The following is a 22,596-nucleotide window of genomic DNA, read 5'->3' on the forward strand; positions in this document are numbered from 1 at the left end:
AAAGTCTCCGGGATCTGGTGATCGCACTTGATGCCCACCAATCCAAATGCTATCATCTGGGAATGGGCAAGAATGTCTCCAGATCATCGTTAGCCAGAGCCAACCAGGATAGGGATTACCATATCTTCGAGGAGTACGCCTATTACTTGGTCAACCAGGCCAGAGAGACCAGAGCCACCAACATCTTCGAGTTGGGTGGGAACGTATATGCTTTCGATTCGACAACGATCGATCTGTGCCTTTCCGTGTTCTGGTGGGCAAAGTTCCGCCGGAGAAAGGGTGGTATCAAAGTACACACATTGTATGATGTGGAAACGCAGATACCGGCATTCTTTCATTTCACGGAAGCTTCCGTTCACGACTCAAAGGCTATGAAAGAAATCCCTTATGAATCAGGGTCATACTACATATTTGACCGGGCTTACAACAACTTTAAGATGTTGTATAAAATCCATCAGATAGGAGCTTACTTCGTGATCAGGGCAAAGACTAATCTGCAGTACAAAACCATCAAATGGAAACGCAGATTGCCCAGAAATGTGCTTTCAGATCTAACGATCGGATTGACCGGCTTTTACCCGAAACAGTACTATCCAGGAGCACTTCGGCTGGTCAAATACTGGGATGAACAACAGGAAAGAGAGTTCGTCTTTCTGACCAATGCCACCCATATATCAGCCCTGCAAGTCGCGGATCTTTACAGGAACCGCTGGCAGGTAGAACTGTTCTTCAAATGGCTGAAACAGCACCTTAAAATCAAAAAATTCTGGGGCATTACCGAGAACGCCGTCCGGATCCAGGTCTATGCCGCCATCTGCACCTACTGCCTGGTGGCCATCGTTCAGCACGATATGAAATTGGACAGAAGCACTTACGAAGTGCTACAGATATTAAGCATCTCCCTCACCGATAAAGCGAACCTGCGAGAGCTCTTTAGCAAAACTAAATTTCAATATGACAAAGAACGAACGGACCTTAATGGGCCAAATTTATTTAATTTTTAAAACGTCCCAATTTTAATGGGACACTAGTGACGATACAATTCAAATAAGGTGCTTTTTCCGCTCCTACGTAATCCACTAACTACTTTGATAAGGTCTTTATCTTTATAGGCTAATAATTTAGACAGGTATTGTTTGCGGTTTGTGTAATTTCTCATAGTGCAAAGACATTCAATAAATCATTAAAACTTTAATTGTTTACAAGTTTTAATGATTCTACGACTTTTTGATAATCATGAGCTTATAGATCCACTAGAATTTAAGAGTTATTAAAACTCGCAGAAAACATAAGTTTTAATAATTAATTTACATGCTCATCTACAACCTTACCCAACTCTTCACTTACGATTTTTGCATATACCTGTGTTTGCTGTATAGTAGCGCAAGCAACTTACTTACATATTCTATGGCTTACCGTTGTTTAGAGCATTGCTAGCATATGTATGTCGGCTCCACTCAATCATTTCTAGATAATATTCTTCGGAAACATTTGATATATGGGATCTTTATCCGATTATCGAAGATGTAATTGTATAGATTATTTATTGCCCATATGTTTGCCTAACGTAGTTAATACGTAGCGCTGCTTGCTACTAGTTGGATTATCAGGGTCTAATAATCCGACAAGCCCTGCTTTAATCGCCGGATTTAAATATTTCTCACGGAAGTTTTTTCGGTCCGATAAGCCAAGAAAGCCCAGCAAACCCTCTCTGCTATGCTCTCCCGTAAATACTGCCAGAAATCTTTCGACTTGGGGGGAGACTTGGGGGGACACCTTCCGAAATCGGAAATATCATCCGGATAAAGTATCCCATGAAGCGGAAGCATTCCTTACCGTAACTTTCCAAAATACGTGGTACGCCAGAGCCGAGTTGCTCCACCAGCTCCAAATCTCTATAAACACGCATCAACTCTCGATTTCTCGGAATGGATACGCCCTCAAAGAAATCTTCTTCACTCAACCCCTCTGGCAACCTACCTGCCGATATAATTTCGATCCGATCTGAAAAAATATCGAACTTGGGTGGCACTTCACGGGTGTAATCATTGTGAATGATCGAGTTAATAATAGCTTCGCGAATAGCAACCGGATTCCAGAGCCGTTTATCAATCCTTTCTTTGGATGTAATCTGCGTTTCCGTCCGATTTTCCAATTCTATTTTATCCAACACAGTTTTCGTTGCCTTGATCAGTGAACAAAAACCGTATTCATTGTTTTCAATCAAGTCAACCCGAAGATTACAGAAATGCCAAAGCACAGTTTGTTTAACAGGTGTCAATCAGCTTATTTTAAGTGGACAGCAATGACGTCATATATTTAAATTAAGGTTAGTCGTAATATTGTATTGTCCCGAATTCAATAATAAAAATGTTATTTCTCATCTAGACGAATGAGAAAGTTGGGTTCTTAATCGCTAGAATGCCATAGCTACGTCGATGTTGCATACATAAACCAAACATACCAACGGCGATCGGTTGGGATAATGAACTGGTGCAAATTGAAAAGGGGGCGTCTCAAATTTAGTTTAAGCTGCCCCTTTATTGCAATAAGTCATACCCCTATTTAGATGGCAGTTCGAGCAATTGACGAATTCGCTTCACAATATCAGTATTGTCCAAAAATCCTTGAAAAATTTCTGCTCCCGGACCATATGACATCAACGGAACGGGGATCCCGGTATGGTCTGTAGTAGCAAAATTACCCAAGACCTGTCCTTTTTGTCTATTGGCATCTAATAGCACTAAACCTCCGGTTTCGTGATCTGAGGTGACGAGTACTAAGGTCTCGCCATTGAGATCTGCATACTGCAATGCCTGGCCGACCAAGCGGTCAAAACTTAGATATTCTGTCACGGTAAACGGAATAGAATTACTGTGGCCGCCTCCGTCGATCTTCGCGCCTTCAACCATCAAAAAGAACCCTTTATCCGCACTTCTATCTTCTAAAAAAGATACCGAAGGACGAAAAACATCTTCAATCAAGCGATACGCTGTATGTGCTTCATTTTGGTCGTCACGAAGCTTATTCCATTCCCGATCTACCTGATCTTGGGCAAATACCAGCAGACGATCGCTTTTTGAACGTGCGATATGATCAGCCCCATCTACAATCTCTACATTTCTTTCTCGCAGTTGCTTAATCACCAAACTATCTGCAGTAGCAAATTCCTTAGCCGATCCACCAACCATTAAAGATAATTTTGAATCTACGAGCTGAGCAGCAATACTATCTGCGTTATTCCTTTCGCGGACATGCGCGTAAAAAGCAGATGGTGTCGCACCCGTAATACCGTCATTTGATACTACTCCACCCACCATACCCGCCCTTGCGATCAAGTCGGGTAAATTGTCCACAGGCCTACCGGTTGTATCGACACCGATAAATCGGTTCCGAGTCTTTACCCCTGTTGCCAACGCACTTCCCCCTGCCGCTGAATCAGTGTGATAATTATCGGTAGAACTCGTGAATAGATAACCCGTATACGGCATATTCAATACATTCAACTGCCCTTTGTTAGCCATGGCGGCCGCCCAAAGTTGTGACAAGCCTGCTCCATCACTGATCAGCAAGATGATATTTTTCGGCCTTTCAACAGAAGCGTTGCTTTTCTTTTTGGGCAAATAGGTCTTGTAAAAGACATTATTCGAAAAGCTGTTCTTTGAATATGATCGCATGAATTCAGCGGCAGCCATAGGCTGATCGGTATTGATATAATCAATACCAAACTTCATCCATTCATACCATGTCGTCTTGGTATCTGGCGCTGCCCAAAATCTTACTTCCTTGCCAAGGCGATGTACCGAATCTATTGCATTTTTCACCGTTATCGAGTCCTGACGGGTCAACCGTCCCAAGCCATTCCACATCGATAATTGTGAAAACGGAGCACTAAAGAGTCCTATTCGCTCTAACTGCGCAGTCGTGTAATTTTTATTAAACTCACCATCAAAATAGAAGATATTATCATAGAGATGGAATTCTTCGGGTGTTGGACGATTTCCACTAATGACGATTTTTACTGCTTTCGGATTATTTTTACTATCAAACAGATCTCTATAGGGCTGAAGCTTCTCCGATAACAATTTCAAGACCGCATGCCCGTCGGACTTGGGGTCAATCAAGAGCTGCAACCGTCCATTTTCGGGATACAAGAATCCATCGGTAGTATTTTCAAATGCTGCTATTATCGGTTCCAGATACAACCTTTCAAAAGTATTCTCGGGCGTAATTTCCTCGTATTCATGTGCCACATATAAATTACGGTCTTTTAAAAAGAGATCGACTTCTATGGACCCAAACCCCAATCCATACGCTAATGCAAACGGATGGTTTCTTGTATAATCATTATGTGAATGCAGGTTTTTCAGGTAGCTTGTTGGCTTAACCTGCGCAACGGTAGGTACAGCAATCTGGCTTGCGGCGCCTACAAGCGCCATAAAAAATACTTTTTTCATTCGAATCATTTTTCTTGTCTTAGTTAACTTTTTCTTATTTACTAGATCGAATCTTTCTGCTACGGTTGGAACCAAACCTTTACATTTTGATCCGGCATCGTTCCGTCCATATGCTCCTGCACCCATTCGATTAGGCTCGGGTTGTTTTGCTCGTTATCGGAATACACATAACGTACGGGGATCTCTGCCCGCACTGAGGCTCCCGGTTTGATTTCGGGAATACCTGTTCTACGCCAGGAAGCCCACCCTTCGAAGCCATTTAGGAAGCTGTCCACAAAATATTGCTCAGCAATCATTGTAAGTCCTTTTTCGGATTGGTATTGATTTTCTGCATTTGACCAATATTCTTCCCGCTGATTATCACTGATATAAGGGTTTTGCGTTTGGTTTTGGCTGCCTACTTGTTTCCACTTATCAAAGGACGCCTCTACAGCCTCTTTATATATTTCGTTAGCCTGCCCCGAAACTCCCATACCTCTTTGAATAGCTTCAGTTTTTAACAGCAACAGTTCGCTATAGGTCATTAAGAATGCGCGATTGTCTCGTCTTATGCGGCGTCCTACTACCGAAAAATCGCCATCGGTGTAATTTGTACGTTCGTATAATGCTTCCTGCTCGGCGGAACTCAACCCAGCGGTCTGTCCTCGGTATTCCAAACTCCCGTTTGCCAAAAACGAATTTCTAGTCGGCGCGGCGTAAATAAACAAGCGGGGATCCCCTCCTTTCACTAGCAATCCAATCATTACATCACTTACTTTCGCATTATCCGAAAAGTCAACACCGCTTCCATCCGAAGAAGGATTCTGAATATACCAATTATAAAAATCGCTCGAATTATTATATACTAAAGTCGCACCGTCATCTACATTAGCGAATATGGGGTAACGGTCCGGATTGTTGAATATTTCCGATACTTGCTGCGACACATCTTTTTTTGCCGATTGCCTCATTAATATACGGATTTTTAGCGTGTTTGCGAATTTTCGCCACTTCTGAAGCTCGCCATCGTATAGAATATCTCGACTAATCGACGTTCCTTGGGGAAGTTCTGCCAAAAGATTGTTGGCTGAATCTAGGTCTGCTAACATCCGTTGATAAACTTCTTCTTGGGCCTGAAACTTCGGAAATTCCATTCCATCGATATTTCCCATGCCGGCTTCGTCATATGGAATATCGCCAAATGCATCCGTAACCAGTGAGAGAACGTATACCTTATTGATATATGCCAGCGCGATGTATGCCGGCTGGTTGTTTTGCTCCGCTAGAAGTTTCATTTGATTAATATCTTTAATTAATCGTACTGCATTATTCCACTCCTCACGCCAGCTTGCTCCTGTGAGATTAAAGCGTCCATCGTTTTCACTAGTTCCACCAGGATAAGCCAGATGTTGGACGTACTGCCCAGCTCGACGACCACTTCCTACCATAGTATTTGCACTGCCACTAATAATCGGTGGTAGCAGCATCTCGACGGGCACAACTGCCGGATTATTTGGATCTATATTAATTTCTTCGAAATTTTGGCAAGCCTGAAAGGATAGCATTACAATTACCAGACAAACGAAATAATTTTTCATATTATATAATTTTATATTTTAAACTCAGCTAAAAAGCCACATTGATCGACATCCCAAAATTACGCATAGATGGAAGGGACATTGCCTCTACGCCGACAAACTGCCCGTCGTATGCCGAAACTTCCGGATCTATATGCGGTACATCACTCCATAGCATTAAGTTTCTACCGATAAGCGATACCGAAGCCGCTTTAATCGCCGTTCGTCGCAATATGCGTTGCGGCAACCTATAGCTTATCTTTACCTCTCTTAGTTTGAGGTAAGAGGCGTCGAATGTTGCAATACGGTCGTTATTATAGTATGCCTGCCAATAATCACGCACGGGGATGTCTACGCTGTTCGGCTCGCCCGTATCGATATCGATCCCTTCCCCAACGATTGTTCCCGCACCATTTTCATCCCGAAATGGTAATGACTCAGGAAGACTTCCTGCCCCAATTCCTTCGATAAATGTCCGGGAATGTACTACACCTCCTTTTTGGCCTGCGAACAAGAAATTAAGATTCCAATTTTTATACCTCAAATCGTTAGCTATACTACCTATCCATTTCGGATTGACATTTCCCAGGTATCCCCAATCACCATTCTCTTCCTGCGGGAGTCCATTGCGGTGCACTAACTGATCGTTATCATAAATAAGATAATCGCCATAAAGAGAGCCCGACGACCCGTCACCTTTTGTGTTTTCGGAGCGTAGCTCCAGGGATGCCCAACGTTCCAACTGACGAATACGGGAAATACCTTGATCTTCAGCTAGCGAGATCACCTTATTTCGATTGAAAGAATAGTTGACGAAGATATCCCACGAAAAATTGTTGCTGCGTATCGGCGTTCCACTCACCATAAGCTCTAACCCGTGATTCGTCATCTCACCCACATTCAACAGTTTGGTATCGTAACCCGCCGAAGGATTGAGCGTTACAGGGATAATTAGATCGGTTGTTCTACTTTTATAATAGGTGAGATCCAACCCCAGTCGATTGCTAAAGAATCTAGAATCGAATCCAAATTCGTAGGACACTACCTTTTCGGGACGAATGTTCTCGTTAGGATAATTGTTATTATGAATAGCCACTGTCTCTCCCCCCCATCCTTGCGTCACCATGAAATTAGGCAGGGTACGATACGGTTCCAAATCTCTTCTTACCGAAGAAGCCGCACCCCTAATTTTTAACATATTGAGTTGCTCGCTACGCCATCCAAACAGTTCAGAGGCGATTATACTCAGGGAGGCCGACGGATAGAAATAGGAATTATTGGCTTTTGGTAATGCGCTCGACCAGTCGTTGCGGCCAGTTATATCTAAAAAGACCATATCCCTATAACCGATCTGACTGGTTCCGTAAATGGAATTAATCTGTTTTTCCTGATAGGTGTTCCCCGCTAACAACGGTTCTCCGTTATTGGTCAGATTGTACACGTTCGGTATTGCTAGGCGCGGAGCAATTGCCCCTAAACGCTTTGAAATCTGCGACATTAAGTTACCACCTATCGAAGCGTCGAAAGAAAAATCTGAATGCAAAACCGGACTATAGCTCAAGAGCATGTCGTGGTTGGACTCAATAAAATAGACATCGTCCTCCTGATAGTAACCATTCTTATACTGACTCGATGAGTTTGCATGTCTCATCGTCCGCTTATCATTGTAAAAATCTCTTCCCGAACGCACCATCAACTTAAGATCTGGGCGAATGTCGTATGTGGCCTTTACATTACCATATACGCGATCCCTATTATTACCATTCAGATTCTCGTAAGCGACAAAATATGGGTTGTTCCAAATTGTACCATTCATATTAAAGATTGGAGAATTTTGTTCGGTATTGTTACTTTCCGGCCGCCAGTAATCTTTCAACGAATTCATATCTAAGTTACGCGGCATATATAAAAACATTCGCATGACGGATTCATCATTCTTAGCGCCATAACTTGCCCGGTTATCACTCGAACTATTAACCCAGTTCATCACCACGTCCAATCTTAAATTCGGGACAATCTGATACCCCGCATTCATTCCGAGCGAATTTCGGCTTAAATCCGTATTTGGTACCATACCAGATTGAGACAGATTGGTATACGAAAAACGGTAATTGAGTTTGTCGTTGCTATTAGATATCGATAAACTGTTTGTAAAAGTTTTGCTAGTCTGCAGGAAATCTTTCAATTGATCACGATGTGCGACAAAAGGTGTTGCAATGCGCTCTCCGGTTGCCAGATCAATTGGCGAATCCCATTGCTTTATCAATTGACCATTCAAGGATGGGCCCCAGTTTTCCATAACGTTATCAAACTTTCCTGGATTGGTACCCGCACCATCCACATATTCATAGTTACCGTAGCGGCCCTGACCATACTCATATTGATAATCAGGAAGTTTCAATGGTGTTCCAAAATCCACATGTGTATTAAAATTAATTCCAACGCCTTTCGCGTCTTTACCAGATTTAGTGGTAATCAATACAACACCATTCGATGCACGTGAACCATACAATGCCGCAGCGTTAGGGCCTTTAAGTACCGAAATGCTTTCGATGTCATTCGGATCAATTTCCCCTGCCGCGTTTCCATAATCAACCTCTCCTTCCCCTCCTGTAAAATTGGGGTTATTAAAATCCTGTCTTCCAGTAAAAGCTCGTGTCGATTGTTCGTTGTTATTACTCACCGGAACACCATCAACCACGAATAGCGGTGAATTATTGTAATTATAGCCGCTCACAAAGTTCTGTCCTCGGATCTGTATATTGGACGAAGCTCCGATACCGCCAGAGGAATTTGTAATCTGTACGCCCGCCACGCGCCCGCTCAACGTGTTCACTAAATTAGTCTCATGTGCTTCCTGTATCTTATTCCCGTCCACCTGCTGTACCGAAAACCCAACCGATTTCGATGCCCGTGTGATACCGAGCGCAGTTACGACAACCTCCTCAAGCGACGACGACTGTTCGATCAAACGAACGAGTAACGAATTTTTGTCATCTGCACTTACCAGAAACTCGGTTTCGACGTGACTTTGGTAGCCAACACGTGAAAATACGATATTATAACGCCTGCCGACCCGTAGATTGCGTAGTTCAAAGACGCCATTCTCGTACGAGGCTGTAGAAACCGCACTGCGTTGTTCGTCTTTAGTTGAAACCGAAACCCCACTCAATGGATTCCCGTCCTGATCGAGCACACGCCCCTTCACTTGTCCGGTTTGCTGCGCCTGTAGTTCTCCAACACAAAAGAACATATAAACTAGGCATAGCAATGATAAAAAATGATAAAATCTGTTTAGTTTCATAGAAATTGTTATTGTTTGGTTTTTACTTGTGATTCATTTACTTTATTTCATATGTTTCCTCTTCCGGTGCCCGTATGTTATTTTTTAAACGGATTAGCACTTGATTAGCGCTTTCATTTATATATTGCAGATCGTTAACTAGGCAGATGGTATTTAAAATCGTTGCCAAATCATCATGCGCAGAGAACTCACCGGTGAACGTCAAGTTGCGCGGCACCGCTGGATCTAGGATGATACGTGTATCAAATTTTTGAGCGACCTGACGAATTATTTCTGTTAAATCACTTCTTACAAATCGAAGGTTTTTCGGTTGACCGGTAAGGCTATTGGATATATGCTGATCTACGATTTCTGATTGTGTATCCAGTTTTACTTTTACAGCAGGTTCCCTCACCATTATTTTACGGGTCTCATCTATATGTAACATCTCTCCAACGGTTAAGTACGTGTCCCGGATTCGCATTCTTGCCTCATTGGTGGAACGGATCACCACGTTCCCTGATAACAGGTGTACCGTTGTATTCGCTAATTTTCTACCGTCAACAATAAACTCCGTACCGAGCGCTGTCGTGGTAAATCCATTTGCCTTCACTTCAAAGGGTAACAGACTGTCACGCTGCACGGCAAACTTTCCTTCGCCAATCAGCTCTATTTGGCGGTTTGCGCTACCATATTCATTATCGTAACGGATGGTACTATGTGGTGAGAGCACGATCGTGGAACCATCGCACAACACATATCGGACCGTGTCATACGACGAGGAAACCGTATAGATTTTGTTTGACGCAATTAAGGTGTGAATAGCGTCTGTTGTATAGTCATTCGAATTCTGAAGGGTAAAGTAGGTGCCGAACGTACCGAGGATTACCAACACAGCAGCTGCAGCAATCCATTTATAAGGATAAATTTTTCTAACATGCCCGTGTATACCTGCTCGGCTGCGGATTGTCTGCAACAATTTGTAGGACTGATCCGAACTGAGCAATTCTTGGTCTTCTTGCTGCTCACCAAACTCCGATTTTAGCTGACGCTGTAAGTCCGACTGCTGGTTCTCAACTTTATCGAGTAAATCTTTCGCTTCGGCCTGTTTTAGCTTACCTTTCCAAAAAGAATGGATGCTATTTCGTATGTTGTTTCCCATCATACGTAAATACGACGGGTTAACTCAAACGGCAATAGGGTCAGTAGTTAACAAATTATTATTAAAACATTAATAACAAACCAACACACGCATACCGTTTGTTTTACAGATAGATATATGCACAGGCTAGAACTAGCACACTATTCCCATAAGCATAGGAATTACTGGTCGCTATGTGTTGTTTAATACTCTTATTGGCCTGTTTAAGATATTCTGAGACCGAGTTTACCGATAAACCCAACGTCTCTGCCACACGTTCTTTGGAATATCCTTCGTAACGGTGCAGGCGGAAAACCTCTTTCTTACGTGGAGATAATTTGTCGATAGCTTCTTCCAATAGTTGTAGCTGTCCGCGTAGGATTTCATCTTGCTCGTGCCCATTCTCTACATCTAGGTACAACGAATCGTAGTCCTCTACAAAATCGATATGGTCACGTAATTTCTTTTTGAGAAAGTCCATTGATTTATTAAAACTCACGACAAAAAGCCAGCTTGCAACGGATTTGTCTTTATCTATCTTATATCGATTTTGCCAAAGACTAAGGAAAACATCTTGTAAAATCTCTTGTGCATACTCAGGCGAGTGTACTATTTTTAAGATATTCGAATATATTTTTTGTTGGTGACGATGGTAAATTGCTGTGAATGATGATTCACATCCATGGTTTAGCTGGAGGAGTTCTTTGACTTCCCCAAATGATTTAAAATTATCTTTCATTGTTTTGCGTCATGCTAGACATTTACCAGTACTTTCGACCGAAGCAAAAATATCCTTTTCAGCATCCGACCTACGGCTAATCCATATTATATTTTTGTTAATTCGATTATATACTATTTTTTACATTTCCTGATTGGCGTTTATAGGCTAACGCAATAAGAATACAGGATTGCTGAAATTTAAACGGTGTAGCACATAGCCCCCTTTAAACTATAATTGCCCACGAATCATTTCTACAGATTTAAAACGTAGAATGTGACTAACTCGATTTTCAAATTAATAACAATCGCCGAAGCCTACATAAGACCAGAAAAAAAATTGATACGATTCGACAAAATCTTGATCAAACAGTTCCACCCAGAGTCTGTACTTTAGCTCTTGGATATTTAAAGAAAGTAACACGAAATTTCCTTTCAAAAAATGCCACCGTTTGCAATATTAATGATATTGAACCAATTATAAATTTGCAGCGTAAATCGATGGAGCGATTTAGATCAAAACGTACCGCACGCGTACAACAATTCGATTATGAATATCCTCAATAACAGACGATTTAGATAAATACGTTAATAAATATACTTGTAACCAAAAAAGAAAGAACTGACTATGAAATTAAGCTGCTCAATTCAGAAAGATACTTTCGCATTAATAACTTATATACATAACTGTATATCAATTAATATTATTTACGAGAAGACCACTACTATCTTAGGGTATTAAACCTCAACGCTTTGGCACACAACCATCGTACAAATAATACAAATTAACTAACCTTATTTAAACCGATGTATTTCGGACGAAACCTATATGTATATGCAAATTCAAAACAAAGTTAGGTGTTGGCACATCCATCGATTATTGCTCGGATTGATCGTGCTTACTTTAACGCAATGTAAAAAAGAGACGGTAACACAAGAAGGCGGCTTTGATGCTTCTAAACCGGTCTTAATCACAGACTTCTATCCAAAAGAAGGAGGAGTAGGAAATAACCTGATTATATATGGAGAAAATTTCGGAAACGACCCGACTAAAATTATAGTAACGATTGGAGGGAAAGTCGCAAAGGTTATTGGAATAAAGAATAATAGCCTTTATTGTACCATTCCCGAAAAAGCATATGACGGGGATATTCACATCGCAATTATCGATCAACAGAATAAAGAAGTAGCGAGTGCAATGTCGAAGGAGACATTCTCCTACAATAGAAAGCTGCTTGTATCTACCTTTCTCGGAAAATACTATCAAGTTTCAACAGATTTCCAAGAAAAAGAAGGGCCCTTCAATGATTGCGGTGCTTTTAAAGGGATAATGTGGCTCTCTTTTGATCCAAAAAATAAAAACCATTTATATTTTACTGCCGATGGTAACAGTTCCCGTTTGATCGACTTCGAAAATGAATATGTCAGTTACTTTCGAACAGGATTTGGAAGAACTTCTATAATCAGTTGGAAAGCAGATGGCGATCAAGATATGGTAGTTGCTGACAACCATGCCAGTGACACTAAATATGGAAATTACATATTTAGCAGAAACTCTAATTTCCTCCAAAAGGAAGCTATTCCTGTTTATGCCCGTGGTGTCCAGGGAACAATGGTTCATCCAAACGGTGAGTTATACTATTCTAGATATAGAGCGGGTGACGTACGCCGATACGATTTTGAATCAAAAGAAGATAAACTTGTGTTTGCGAATCCTTATAGTGGCATCGCAGTACGCATGGTAATACACCCTTCTGGAGATTATGCTTATTTGATCGAAAATGAAAAGCATTTTATCATGCGAACAGACTATGATAGAGAGAAAAAGACCTTTAAGACGCCTTACACAATTTGTGGAGGTGCCGGAATATCTGGATATGCCGATGGAATAGGAACTAGCGCGAGATTGCATAATCCTGTACAGGGTGTTTTTGTGAAAAATTTAGAATACGACGCTGCTGGCGGTGACCAATATGATTTCTATTTCTGTGATTCTAACAATCATGCAATACGTATTTTAACCCCACAAGGGAGAGTCGGTACCTTTGCCGGACGCGGAAATAATGGCACGAGTGGATACGCAGATGGCGATTTACGAACAGAAGCTCGTTTTAATAAACCACAAGCAATTGCTTACGATGACGAAAGAGAGTGTTTTTACATTGGTGACACGAACAATTATCTCATCCGAAAAATCGCTAGAGAAGAATAATCAATCAAAGTAGAACAAAAATTATGAAAATTATTTTACTAGCATGTATCGCGTGCCTTGGTATCCCATTTAATGCCATAGCACAGGTAGAGATCGTTGTTCAAGGCACGGTAACAGATATAAATAAGCATCCAATTAGTGGAGTAAGTGTTTCGATAAGTAACACTCCGGGTTTAGGTTCCATCACCGATATCGACGGCAAATACAGTCTAAAAGTTAATTCGTATCAAACACTTGTTTTTACTTATTTGGGTTACCAAAAGCAAGAAATATTAGTGAAAACTCAAAAGGAGATAAACGTCGAATTGAAAGAATCAGATGCAAGCGTCTTAAACGAAGTCGTGGTTACTGCTACAGGTGCGCAAAAAAAAATAGCTATAACTGGAGCAATTACCACCGTAGATGTGGAGCAGCTCAAATCAAACCCTTCTTCTTCCGTTGCTGATGGACTAGCAGGAGTCGTACCAGGTATAATGGCGATGCAAACTTCAGGTCGACCAGGGAGTATCTCAGAATTTTGGATACGGAGTATCTCGACATTCGGCGCTAGCAACGCTGCTTTGGTACTAATCGACGGATTTGAACGCGATTTAAATGAAATAAATGTGGAAGACATAGAATCGTTTTCTGTGTTAAAGGATGCATCCGCGACCGCAATTTATGGAAGTAGAGGCGCCAACGGCGTTATTCTGATTACAACCAAACGAGGTAAAGAAGGAAAAGTTAATATTCATGCTAAAGTGGAAGGCTTTTATAACACTTTTACGAAACTTCCAGAATTTGTTGATGGTTATCAATATGCTTCTATGGCCAATGAGGCAAAAGTTGCGCGGAATGAGCAGCCATTATTTTCATCTGGAGAGCTTGAAATACTTCGTCTGGGCTTGGATCCAGATCTGTTCCCCAATGTAGATTGGAGCGACCTTGTTTTGCGTGATGGAGCAAAAAGCCAGCGTAGTATTCTAAACATTAATGGAGGCGGAAAGACGGCGCGTTATTACATTTCGGGAAGTTACCAGAACCAACAAGGTATGTATAATGTGGACGATGCATTAAGAGATTATAACACGAACGCCAATTTCCGTAAATATACCTATCGACTTAGTGTCGATATGGATATCACAAAATCTACATTGTTAACTGCTGGTATTTCAGGATCATTACGTAAACAAAATGACCCAGGCGTTGGAACTGATGCTATTTGGACAGCATTGATGGGATATAACGCGATAACTGCTCCCGTTGTATACTCGGACGGAAAAATACCCGCCGACGATGATGGTGACGACGATCCCAATAATGGTGACGGCCGCATAAATCCATGGACTCAGGCTACAATGACGGGCTACAATGAAAATTGGAGCAATAATATTCAAACGACATTAAGTTTAAACCAAAATTTAAATTTCCTGACGAAAGGACTTCGGCTCGTAAGTCGCTTTGGTTACGACACCTATAATAACAATTATATCAACCGATCTAAACGTCCAGAATTATGGGATGCGAACCGCTATCGAGATGCTGACGGAGAATTAATCTTTAAAAGAATATTTGAAGAGAAGGTAATGACGCAAACATCAGGTTCAGACGGTGAAAAACGAGAGTTTTTTGAATGGGAATTACACTATAACCGTAGTATCGGTGATCATCGTTTTGGAAGTGTAATTAAATATAATCAGCAGGCAAAAGTATTCACTCAAAATATCGGCACCGATCTTAAAAACGGTATTGCACGACGTCTTCAGGGATGGGCAGGACGCGTAAATTACAATTGGAAATCCCGGTATTATATTGATTTCAATTTCGGATACACTGGCTCCGAAAATTTTCACAAAGATTACCGATTCGGCTTCTTTCCTGCAATCTCAGGTGCGTGGAATATTGGCGAAGAACCTTTCGTAAAGAATGCCGAGTGGATCAATATGCTTAAGGTTCGGTATTCCTACGGAAAGACTGGAAACGACAATTTAGGTGATGTTCGGTTTCCGTATTTGTATACGATCGAGCAAATGGATGGAGGCGGGTACAATTTTGGCGATTTTGACGCTTCCGATTCTTGGAGCGGAATGCGTTATTCGTCCGTTGCTGCTACTAACGTTTCTTGGGAAATTGCGACCAAACAAGATTTGGGAATCGATTACTCGTTTTTCCAAGATAAGCTTAATGGGTCGGTCGATTATTTTACAGAACGCCGTGAAGGAATTTATATGAGTCGAAATTTTCTACCCGGATTCGTTGGGTTAGAAAACAACACATCCGCTAATGTCGGTATCGTCGAAGCACAAGGATTTGATAGCCATTTTTCTTTTAAACAAAAAATAAGACAAGTGGATTTGACTTTTCGCGGTAACATCACCTATAGTAAAAATGAAATTATAGAACGAGACGAAGAAAATACAATTTACGACTATAAACTCCAGGCAGGAAACCGAGTGAACCAGGCAAGGGGATTAATCGACTTAGGCTTATTTAAAGACTATGAAGACATTCGGAATAGCCCGACACAGACATTTAGCGAAGTGATGCCTGGTGATATTAAATACAAAGATGTTAATGGCGACGGTATTATTAACGACGATGATAGAGTAGCAATTGGCGCGACCACTAGACCGAACCTCACCTTTGGCTTTGGTACGTCGGTCCGTTGGAATGGGTTGGACTTAAATATGCATTTTCAGGGCGTAGGGAAATCAACTTATTTTATTGACGGTTCATCGGTGTATATGTTTAGTTTGGGTGAAAATTGGGGAAATATCATGTCGGACATGGCAAATAGTAATCGGTGGATATTAGGTGAAAATGAAGACCCAAATGCTGACTATCCGCGTTTGACATACGGCGCAAATGCAAATAATTATCGTAAGTCTACTTTCTGGTTGCGAGATGGTTCGTACATACGGTTAAAAACATTGGATTTAGGTTATTCTTTACCTCAAAAGCTGGTAAACAGAGCACATCTTAAACAGGTTCGCGTGTTTCTTATAGCCACCAATCTACTGACATTCACCAATTTTAAGCTCTGGGACCCAGAACTGGGAAGTTCAACGGGTAAGACTTACCCATTAAGTAGAACTTTTTCAGCAGGAGTCTCTATTAATTTATAATCAACGACATTATGAAAAATATATATTCAATTTTAACTTTCGTCGGATTTACTTTATTAAGTACGGGATGTGCCGATTATTTGGACTCCGATTATCTATTTGATGAACGATTGACAACAGAAGACGCCTTCACGAACCCCGATTACGTCAATCGTTGGTTAGCGCGAACGTATTCCTTTTTAGGTAGTAACTATCTACAGGATGTAGCCAGTAAAAAAACAGTCCCTTTTAATTTCGCTGATGACATGTTCTTTGGCGACGAGAATAATGGTTACAAAAGATGGAAGAACGGGCAATATGATGAAGGTGGTTTGCACGGCGAAAGTAGTGAAATATGGAATACCGCGTATAAAGGAATTCGACAAGCGACTATTTTTCTTAATAATATCGATATAAACACAACATTTTCAGAATCAGAAATTGCTGCTCTTAAAGGTCAAGCGCGGTTTTTAAGAGCTTACTATTATTTTATCTTATTACGTACATATGGTCCAATACCAATAATTTCGGATGAGGGCATTGATTACACGAAAGAATATGATGAAATAGCGCAGCCACGAAATACGTACGAGGAATGTGCAAATTATCTTGCGAACGAACTTTCTAAAGCCGCTAAAGGACTTCCGCTGAAGCAAGGTATCCAAGAAATTGCGAGGCCGAGCCGAGGCGCAGCCTTAGCGCTTCGTGCCAGAGCTTTGTTGTATGCCGCAAGTCCGCTCGCCAATGGGAAAGCCCCTGGGGCGGTAGCAACGGCGATGATCAACGAAGATGGGACTCCCTTACTTTCGCCGACTTATGATGAATCTAAATGGGCAAAAGCGGCGGCCGCCGCAAAAGATGTAATAGATTTGGGGCAATATCAACTATTTGTAGCGTATAAAAAGGAAACAGGCGACATTGCATATCCCGCTACCGTTACACCTCCGCTAGATAGTGAATTTTCCAATGAAAACTGGCCATCTGGCTGGCTTAATATTGACCCCTTTGAGTCATATCGGGCTTTATTTAATGGCACGGTGCCTGCGTTTCAAAATCCCGAACTGATATTTACACGTGGTCAAAACCAAGGTGGTGAAGGGATTAATGTATTGGTATTGCATCAGTTACCTAGGCTGGAAGGAAAAGGCTATAATTCGCATGGTATGACACAGAAACAGGTGGACGCGTATTATATGAATGACGGAAGCGACATACCAGGAATGAACAGTATGTACGCCGGGCTAGATGCATACGAGGGACGTTATAATACGCAAGCCCGCAAGACAGGTTTTGTCACAAAAGATGAACTAAGTCTCTACCCTGAATTGGGACCATTAGGTATAGGCGTGAGTAAACAGTATGCACAGCGTGAGCCTCGATTTTACGCTTCGGTTTCTTATAATGGATCGACTTGGAATTTACTAAATTCAGAAAGCGTTAGAGACGAAAAAAGCAATGTTCAAATTTGGTATTATCGTGGAGATCCAAATGGGTATAAAAACACGACGTATTGGACACGGACTGGGATTGGAATAAAAAAATATATACATCCCGATGACATCAGTAATGTAGCCGTTACTGCCTATGATCAAAGTCGGATGACGAAAAAAGTTGATCCGGCAATCCGCTATGCCGAAGTTCTATTAATATATGCTGAAGCGCTGAATGAATTAACAGGATCATTTAACATTCCATCGTGGGATGGCAGTAAAACACATTCTATCTCGCGCAATATCAGTGAAATGAAAAACGGAATCCAACCAATCCGGATTCGATCGGGATTAGTAGATTATGCGAGCGAAGTATATGCCGACCAAAATAAATTTCGAAAAAAACTTAAAAGAGAACGCCAAATCGAATTATTTGCTGAGGGACATCGTTACTTTGATTTGCGTCGATGGACGGACGCCCCCGCAGAGGAATCGGCACAAGTTTATGGAAATGACGCATACGCGACAAAAGCGCAGGCAGAACTTTTCCACACACCAATAGCCACCCCGTCATTGCCCTCTATTTTTACCCTCAAAATGTGGTTTTGGCCAATTAGCTTTAATGAACTTAAGCGCAATAAGTACCTGATTCAGAATCCAGGTTGGACAAATCCTGAATAATAGTTTTAATTTTTTGTAATGAAAAAAAGTATTTATCTAGTTTTTTTAATGATTGCAACCGCAGGATGCGTTGTATCATGCAATGATGAGTGGAAAGAAGAACAGTTCGTCCAGATGCCTTCATTCAAAGCAAGCCCCAATACCGAAGGTGTAACGTTCTGCTACGTCCGATATAATGCGGCAGGGAAAATGCGATTTGATCTCCCAATAATTGTGAGTGGTTCGACACCAAATTCCATTGATCGAACTATTCATCTAGGATTGGATACGGATACTTTGGCAAAATTAAACCAAGAGCAATATGGCCATCGCAGCGAATTATATTTCAAACAGTTAGAAAGTAAATATTATAGTATGCCACTTGTCGTTGATGTTCCGGCAAATGTAAGCACCGTCACTGTGCCCATCGATTTCACATTAGGAGATTTAGATCAGTCAGACAAATGGTTGTTACCTTTACAGATTTTAGATGAACCTAACTACAACTACATCGCAAATCCTCACAAACACTACCGCAGAGCAATGCTGCGTATCACACCATTTAACGACTATTCCGGGGAATATGGTGGAACATTGTATAAGATATATCTTGAAGGAGATAATGAGCCGCTTACATTAAATACCCACCGTACATTTGTTGTGGATGAACAAACATTATTTCTCTATGCCGGTCTCAGAGATATAGACTTTCTCGACCGCAAAAATTACAAGGTGTTTATCAAGTTTACGGACGACAAGATCGATCTTCAAAAGAAAAAATTAGAAATATGGAGTGATAATTCGGAAAATAACAAATTTAAAGTAGGAGAACAGCAATCTTATTATACCATTGATGAGGCATGGGACGCTCAGCGTCCCTATATGAAGCACGTTTATATCACCCTATATCTTTCCTATGAGTTTGAAGATTATACTGCAATTCCTGGCCAACGACTAAAATATCGCGTAGAGGGGACATTATCCATGCAACGTGATTTGAATACATTAATACCAGATGAAGATCAGCAAATTCAATGGTAAAAAATAGTAATTTCATACGTTTAAAGGATACTTCCAATTTGTATACTTTTATCGTATGGAATTACTGCAACATAAAATGACAAGACAGGCTAAAAAAGGATAGCGAAATATTAGGTCTTCGAAATTTTATCGACGATATTCAGTTTCGCGTTGAAGAGAATTGAAATATTCTCGTGGGCCAAGTTTAAAATACCGTTGAAAGTTTTTCGTGAAAACGCTTTGTGACCTATACCCGACCATAGTTGAAATCTCATACAATGAAAACTCATTTTCGGCAATGAGCGTGACCGCCCTTTTTAATCGCTTGATATCGATCAATTCCTTTGGTGACAGCGAGGATAGAGATTTTATTTTCCGATAAAATGTCGGCCGGCTCATGTGCATATGATAGGCTAGCAAATCAATATCCAAATGCGGCTCTTTCATATTTTTACATATATAGTCATCTAACTTTTTAAGAAAAGACTCATCACCCTTGGATAGTGCGATTACCCTTACATCCTCGAACGGAGAATTTGCAATATGATCCTTTATTTTGACACGATTACTAAGCAAATTTGCCATTTGTGTTCGTAATAAACGTTGAGAAAAAGGCTTTTGTATATACGCGTCGGCTCCATTTTCTAGGCCTTCAATTTGGGCGTTAAATGTATTTCTAGCCGTCAACAATATAATTGGAATATGACAGTATTTAATATCTGTTTTAAGAATTTTACATAATTCAAACCCGTCAACTCCCGGCATCATCACGTCTGAAATGATTAGATGAACAATCTCTTTATTTAATAAAGACAAAGCATTTTCTCCGTTTTCTGCGAGATGTAATTTGTATGTATCTTCTAAAACGTCAGAAAGTAGTTCAAGTATTTCTTTATTATCATCAATAATTAAAATCGATTCTTTCATATTCGTACATTTTTCAACACCCATTTAATTTCGAATTCCGCTAATTGTCTTGGAATGTCGTCAACTCCGTGTCGATTTCTATTACCTATCCTGTAAGCAACAAATCAAACGTCCGCAATCTAAAACTTAAGTAAAAGAACTACTGTTTTGTAATCGCCACAAAAATGATTCACCGCCAAGCTTTCGCTAAGACCCGTTAAATTACCTGTTTTATGAAATGATATATCAGGCTCATAATTAGTTAAGACAACTATAGGCAAACTTTACATGCCTATTTACTAATATTCGTCTCGTTAGATAAACTTAATAAAAATATTCTTTTCCCCATAATCATCAAGATAATAATACTTTGATAGACAAACACCATAACAAACACACTATCAATATCATACGATTCGAATTTATTCGCAATCAGCATGTTTTTGAGACAAATCAACAAGAATTTGAATAATTGAAACAACAATAGTTCATCTTGAACTCGTTAACTTTGTTAATCGAGCGATTGAATTCAAGTGCGCAGCCGATCCACACGTATAGATCGGCACAAGCGGTCAATTAATCGAACATTAACTACTTTTGATCACGTACAATCTACAGTCAATATGCTTCGAAAACTTTCATTAGTAATGATAATAATAGGCGTCTGCGCTTTACAATCACTATTTGGCCAAATTGATAAAAATAGCCAGCCGAACGTAGTACTTATTATTGCAGACGATATCGGATGGGGCGACATCGGTTTCTATGGAAATACGGATGTCAAAACGCCCAACATTGACGCCCTGGCAGCTTCTAGTCTGGTATTTAACAATATGTATCTTACAACAAGCAGCTGCAGTCCAAGTAGGTGTAGCTTAATCTCGGGTAGATACCCGCACAATACCGGCGCCCCCGAGCTACACGACCCTCTACCGGCGGATCAAGTTATGTTTCCGGAAATCCTCCGGAATAAAGGGTATTATACTGCACTTTCAGGGAAGAATCATATGGGTAATGCGGTCAAAAAAGCTTTTGAATTGATTTCGCTAGGAAAAGGGCCTGGCGCAGAAGAAGATTGGTTATCGATACTTCAAAATCGGCCAAAAGAAAAACCGTTTTTTATGTGGTTTGCCTCACACGATGCGCATCGCGACTGGCAATTCGATCAGCACGGAACGATGTATAATCCAGACGGTATAAAAGTACCTCCAATGATGTTCGACGGACCTCAAACACGAAAAGACGTTACTGGATACTATCACGAAATTTCGCGACTCGACCATTACGTTGGTGAGGTAGTTGGCGAACTTAAACGTCAAGGAATTTATGAAGATACCTATATCATTTTTATGAGCGATAACGGAAGTCCATTTCCGCGTAATAAAGCTCGACTATACGACAGTGGAATAAAAAGCCCTTTTATTGTCCACGGCCCACAAATAGGTATTGCGCGCGATTCTTCACTTGTTAGCGCAATTGATATTGCTCCTACCATTTTAGAAATAGCCGGGCTTCCCGCAATAGACAATCGAATACAAGGAAAAAGCTTTTTGGGAACAATGCAAGGTCGCGAACATGCAACAAGAGATTTTGTATTCGCAGAACATAACTGGCATGTGTTTCAAGCCTATGAACGTATGGTAAGGTTTGGAGACTGGGTATATATCCGCAATGGTTTCCCAAACAGGCAAAACCTAGCTGGCGAATCAACAAAAATGTTCCCCGCCGGAGAAGAGCTCTGGACAAGCTACGAGCAAGGGGCGACTAACGCGAATCAAGAAGATGTTTTTCTAAAACCGAGACCGGCCGAAGAGCTATTTAATGTGTCGTCCGACCCCTTTCAATTTACCAACCTGGTGAACGACCAAAACAATCAAAAAATATTATCCTACCTGCGTAGCGTACTTACCACATGGATTAAAGAAACCGGAGATTCTCGGCCCGAAAATCCCACACCCGATCGTGACGATATCGAGGGGAAACGACTTCCGTTAAAATGGAGCAAGGGAGAAAAACCCGGTGCACAATTTAATGCTCACCAAATAAATCAACCTGGTCCTATATTAAAAAAACAATATGATCAACAAAATCAAAAATAGCATCGATCGACACCTCCGGCAACAGTAAAATT

General features: G+C 40.9%; 14 protein-coding genes. 6 read left to right on the forward strand and 8 right to left on the reverse strand.

The window, feature by feature from the left end; all coding sequences use genetic code 11:
* On the forward strand, nucleotides 1-1,004 hold a 1,004-nt coding region (locus tag FM107_RS12185), incomplete at its 5' end, for an IS4 family transposase (protein ID WP_086948793.1).
* 535 nt (nucleotides 1,005-1,539) lie between these two features.
* Here the strand turns inward: FM107_RS12185 and FM107_RS20245 are convergent.
* The 7 genes from FM107_RS20245 to FM107_RS12215 form a co-directional block, all read right to left on the reverse strand.
* Complete coding sequence (locus FM107_RS20245; RefSeq protein WP_373407999.1) at nucleotides 1,540-1,776, reverse strand: Fic family protein; 237 nt, start codon at nucleotides 1,774-1,776, stop codon at nucleotides 1,540-1,542.
* Complete coding sequence (locus tag FM107_RS12190) at nucleotides 1,715-2,281, reverse strand: ATP-binding protein (RefSeq protein ID WP_218778971.1); 567 nt, start codon at nucleotides 2,279-2,281, stop codon at nucleotides 1,715-1,717. The genes FM107_RS20245 and FM107_RS12190 overlap by 62 nt, the downstream gene beginning before the upstream one ends.
* A 280-nt stretch (nucleotides 2,282-2,561) precedes the next feature.
* On the reverse strand, nucleotides 2,562-4,457 hold the full coding sequence (locus FM107_RS12195; RefSeq protein ID WP_179204473.1) for an alkaline phosphatase: 1,896 nt from the start codon (nucleotides 4,455-4,457) through the stop codon (nucleotides 2,562-2,564).
* Nucleotides 4,458-4,516: 59 nt separating this feature from the next.
* A complete protein-coding gene (locus FM107_RS12200; protein WP_086948795.1) occupies nucleotides 4,517-6,034 on the reverse strand; it encodes a SusD/RagB family nutrient-binding outer membrane lipoprotein in 1,518 nt (505 codons plus the stop codon).
* Between the two features lie 28 nt (nucleotides 6,035-6,062).
* Nucleotides 6,063-9,317: a SusC/RagA family TonB-linked outer membrane protein gene (locus FM107_RS12205; protein WP_086948796.1), complete on the reverse strand. Its 3,255-nt coding sequence runs from the start codon at nucleotides 9,315-9,317 to the stop codon at nucleotides 6,063-6,065.
* 37 nt (nucleotides 9,318-9,354) lie between these two features.
* Entirely contained in the window at nucleotides 9,355-10,461 is a 1,107-nt protein-coding gene (locus FM107_RS12210) for a FecR family protein (RefSeq protein WP_086948797.1), read from the reverse strand.
* A gap of 100 nt (nucleotides 10,462-10,561) precedes the next feature.
* Nucleotides 10,562-11,176, reverse strand: coding sequence for an RNA polymerase sigma factor (locus tag FM107_RS12215; protein ID WP_086948798.1), 615 nt, complete (start codon nucleotides 11,174-11,176; stop codon nucleotides 10,562-10,564).
* Nucleotides 11,177-11,989: 813 nt separating this feature from the next.
* Between FM107_RS12215 and FM107_RS12220 the strand changes: the two genes are divergently transcribed.
* From FM107_RS12220 to FM107_RS12235, 4 genes are read left to right on the forward strand one after another with little or no spacing between them, the layout of a single operon-like run.
* Complete coding sequence (locus FM107_RS12220) at nucleotides 11,990-13,366, forward strand: IPT/TIG domain-containing protein (RefSeq protein ID WP_086948847.1); 1,377 nt, start codon at nucleotides 11,990-11,992, stop codon at nucleotides 13,364-13,366.
* Nucleotides 13,367-13,389: 23 nt separating this feature from the next.
* Nucleotides 13,390-16,470: a TonB-dependent receptor gene (locus FM107_RS12225; protein WP_086948799.1), complete on the forward strand. Its 3,081-nt coding sequence runs from the start codon at nucleotides 13,390-13,392 to the stop codon at nucleotides 16,468-16,470.
* Between the two features lie 11 nt (nucleotides 16,471-16,481).
* Entirely contained in the window at nucleotides 16,482-18,560 is a 2,079-nt protein-coding gene (locus FM107_RS12230; RefSeq protein ID WP_086948800.1) for a RagB/SusD family nutrient uptake outer membrane protein, read from the forward strand.
* A gap of 18 nt (nucleotides 18,561-18,578) precedes the next feature.
* On the forward strand, nucleotides 18,579-19,580 hold the full coding sequence (locus FM107_RS12235) for a DUF4973 domain-containing protein (protein ID WP_086948801.1): 1,002 nt from the start codon (nucleotides 18,579-18,581) through the stop codon (nucleotides 19,578-19,580).
* Nucleotides 19,581-19,706: 126 nt separating this feature from the next.
* On the opposite strand, the gene FM107_RS12240 is transcribed toward FM107_RS12235, so the two are convergent.
* On the reverse strand, nucleotides 19,707-20,486 hold the full coding sequence (locus tag FM107_RS12240) for a response regulator (protein WP_086948848.1): 780 nt from the start codon (nucleotides 20,484-20,486) through the stop codon (nucleotides 19,707-19,709).
* A 626-nt stretch (nucleotides 20,487-21,112) separates the two neighbouring features.
* Here FM107_RS12240 and FM107_RS12245 point away from each other — a divergent pair.
* On the forward strand, nucleotides 21,113-22,564 hold the full coding sequence (locus tag FM107_RS12245; protein ID WP_086948849.1) for a sulfatase: 1,452 nt from the start codon (nucleotides 21,113-21,115) through the stop codon (nucleotides 22,562-22,564).
* Nucleotides 22,565-22,596: the final 32 nt, after the last annotated feature.

The sequence above is a fragment of the Sphingobacterium sp. JB170 genome, from assembly GCF_900163865.1.
Lineage (GTDB): Bacteria > Bacteroidota > Bacteroidia > Sphingobacteriales > Sphingobacteriaceae > Sphingobacterium.

Coding starts and splice junctions, on each gene's coding strand:
- FM107_RS12195 (WP_179204473.1), bottom strand. CDS start 4,457: ATGAAAAAAGTATTTTTTATGGCGCTTGTAGGCGCCGCAAGCCAGATT.
- FM107_RS12220 (WP_086948847.1), top strand. CDS start 11,990: ATGCAAATTCAAAACAAAGTTAGGTGTTGGCACATCCATCGATTATTG.
- FM107_RS12240 (WP_086948848.1), bottom strand. CDS start 20,486: ATGAAAGAATCGATTTTAATTATTGATGATAATAAAGAAATACTTGAA.
- FM107_RS12245 (WP_086948849.1), top strand. CDS start 21,113: ATGATAATAATAGGCGTCTGCGCTTTACAATCACTATTTGGCCAAATT.
- FM107_RS12210 (WP_086948797.1), bottom strand. CDS start 10,461: ATGATGGGAAACAACATACGAAATAGCATCCATTCTTTTTGGAAAGGT.
- FM107_RS12215 (WP_086948798.1), bottom strand. CDS start 11,176: ATGAAAGATAATTTTAAATCATTTGGGGAAGTCAAAGAACTCCTCCAG.
- FM107_RS12200 (WP_086948795.1), bottom strand. CDS start 6,034: ATGAAAAATTATTTCGTTTGTCTGGTAATTGTAATGCTATCCTTTCAG.
- FM107_RS12230 (WP_086948800.1), top strand. CDS start 16,482: ATGAAAAATATATATTCAATTTTAACTTTCGTCGGATTTACTTTATTA.
- FM107_RS12205 (WP_086948796.1), bottom strand. CDS start 9,317: ATGAAACTAAACAGATTTTATCATTTTTTATCATTGCTATGCCTAGTT.
- FM107_RS12235 (WP_086948801.1), top strand. CDS start 18,579: ATGAAAAAAAGTATTTATCTAGTTTTTTTAATGATTGCAACCGCAGGA.
- FM107_RS12225 (WP_086948799.1), top strand. CDS start 13,390: ATGAAAATTATTTTACTAGCATGTATCGCGTGCCTTGGTATCCCATTT.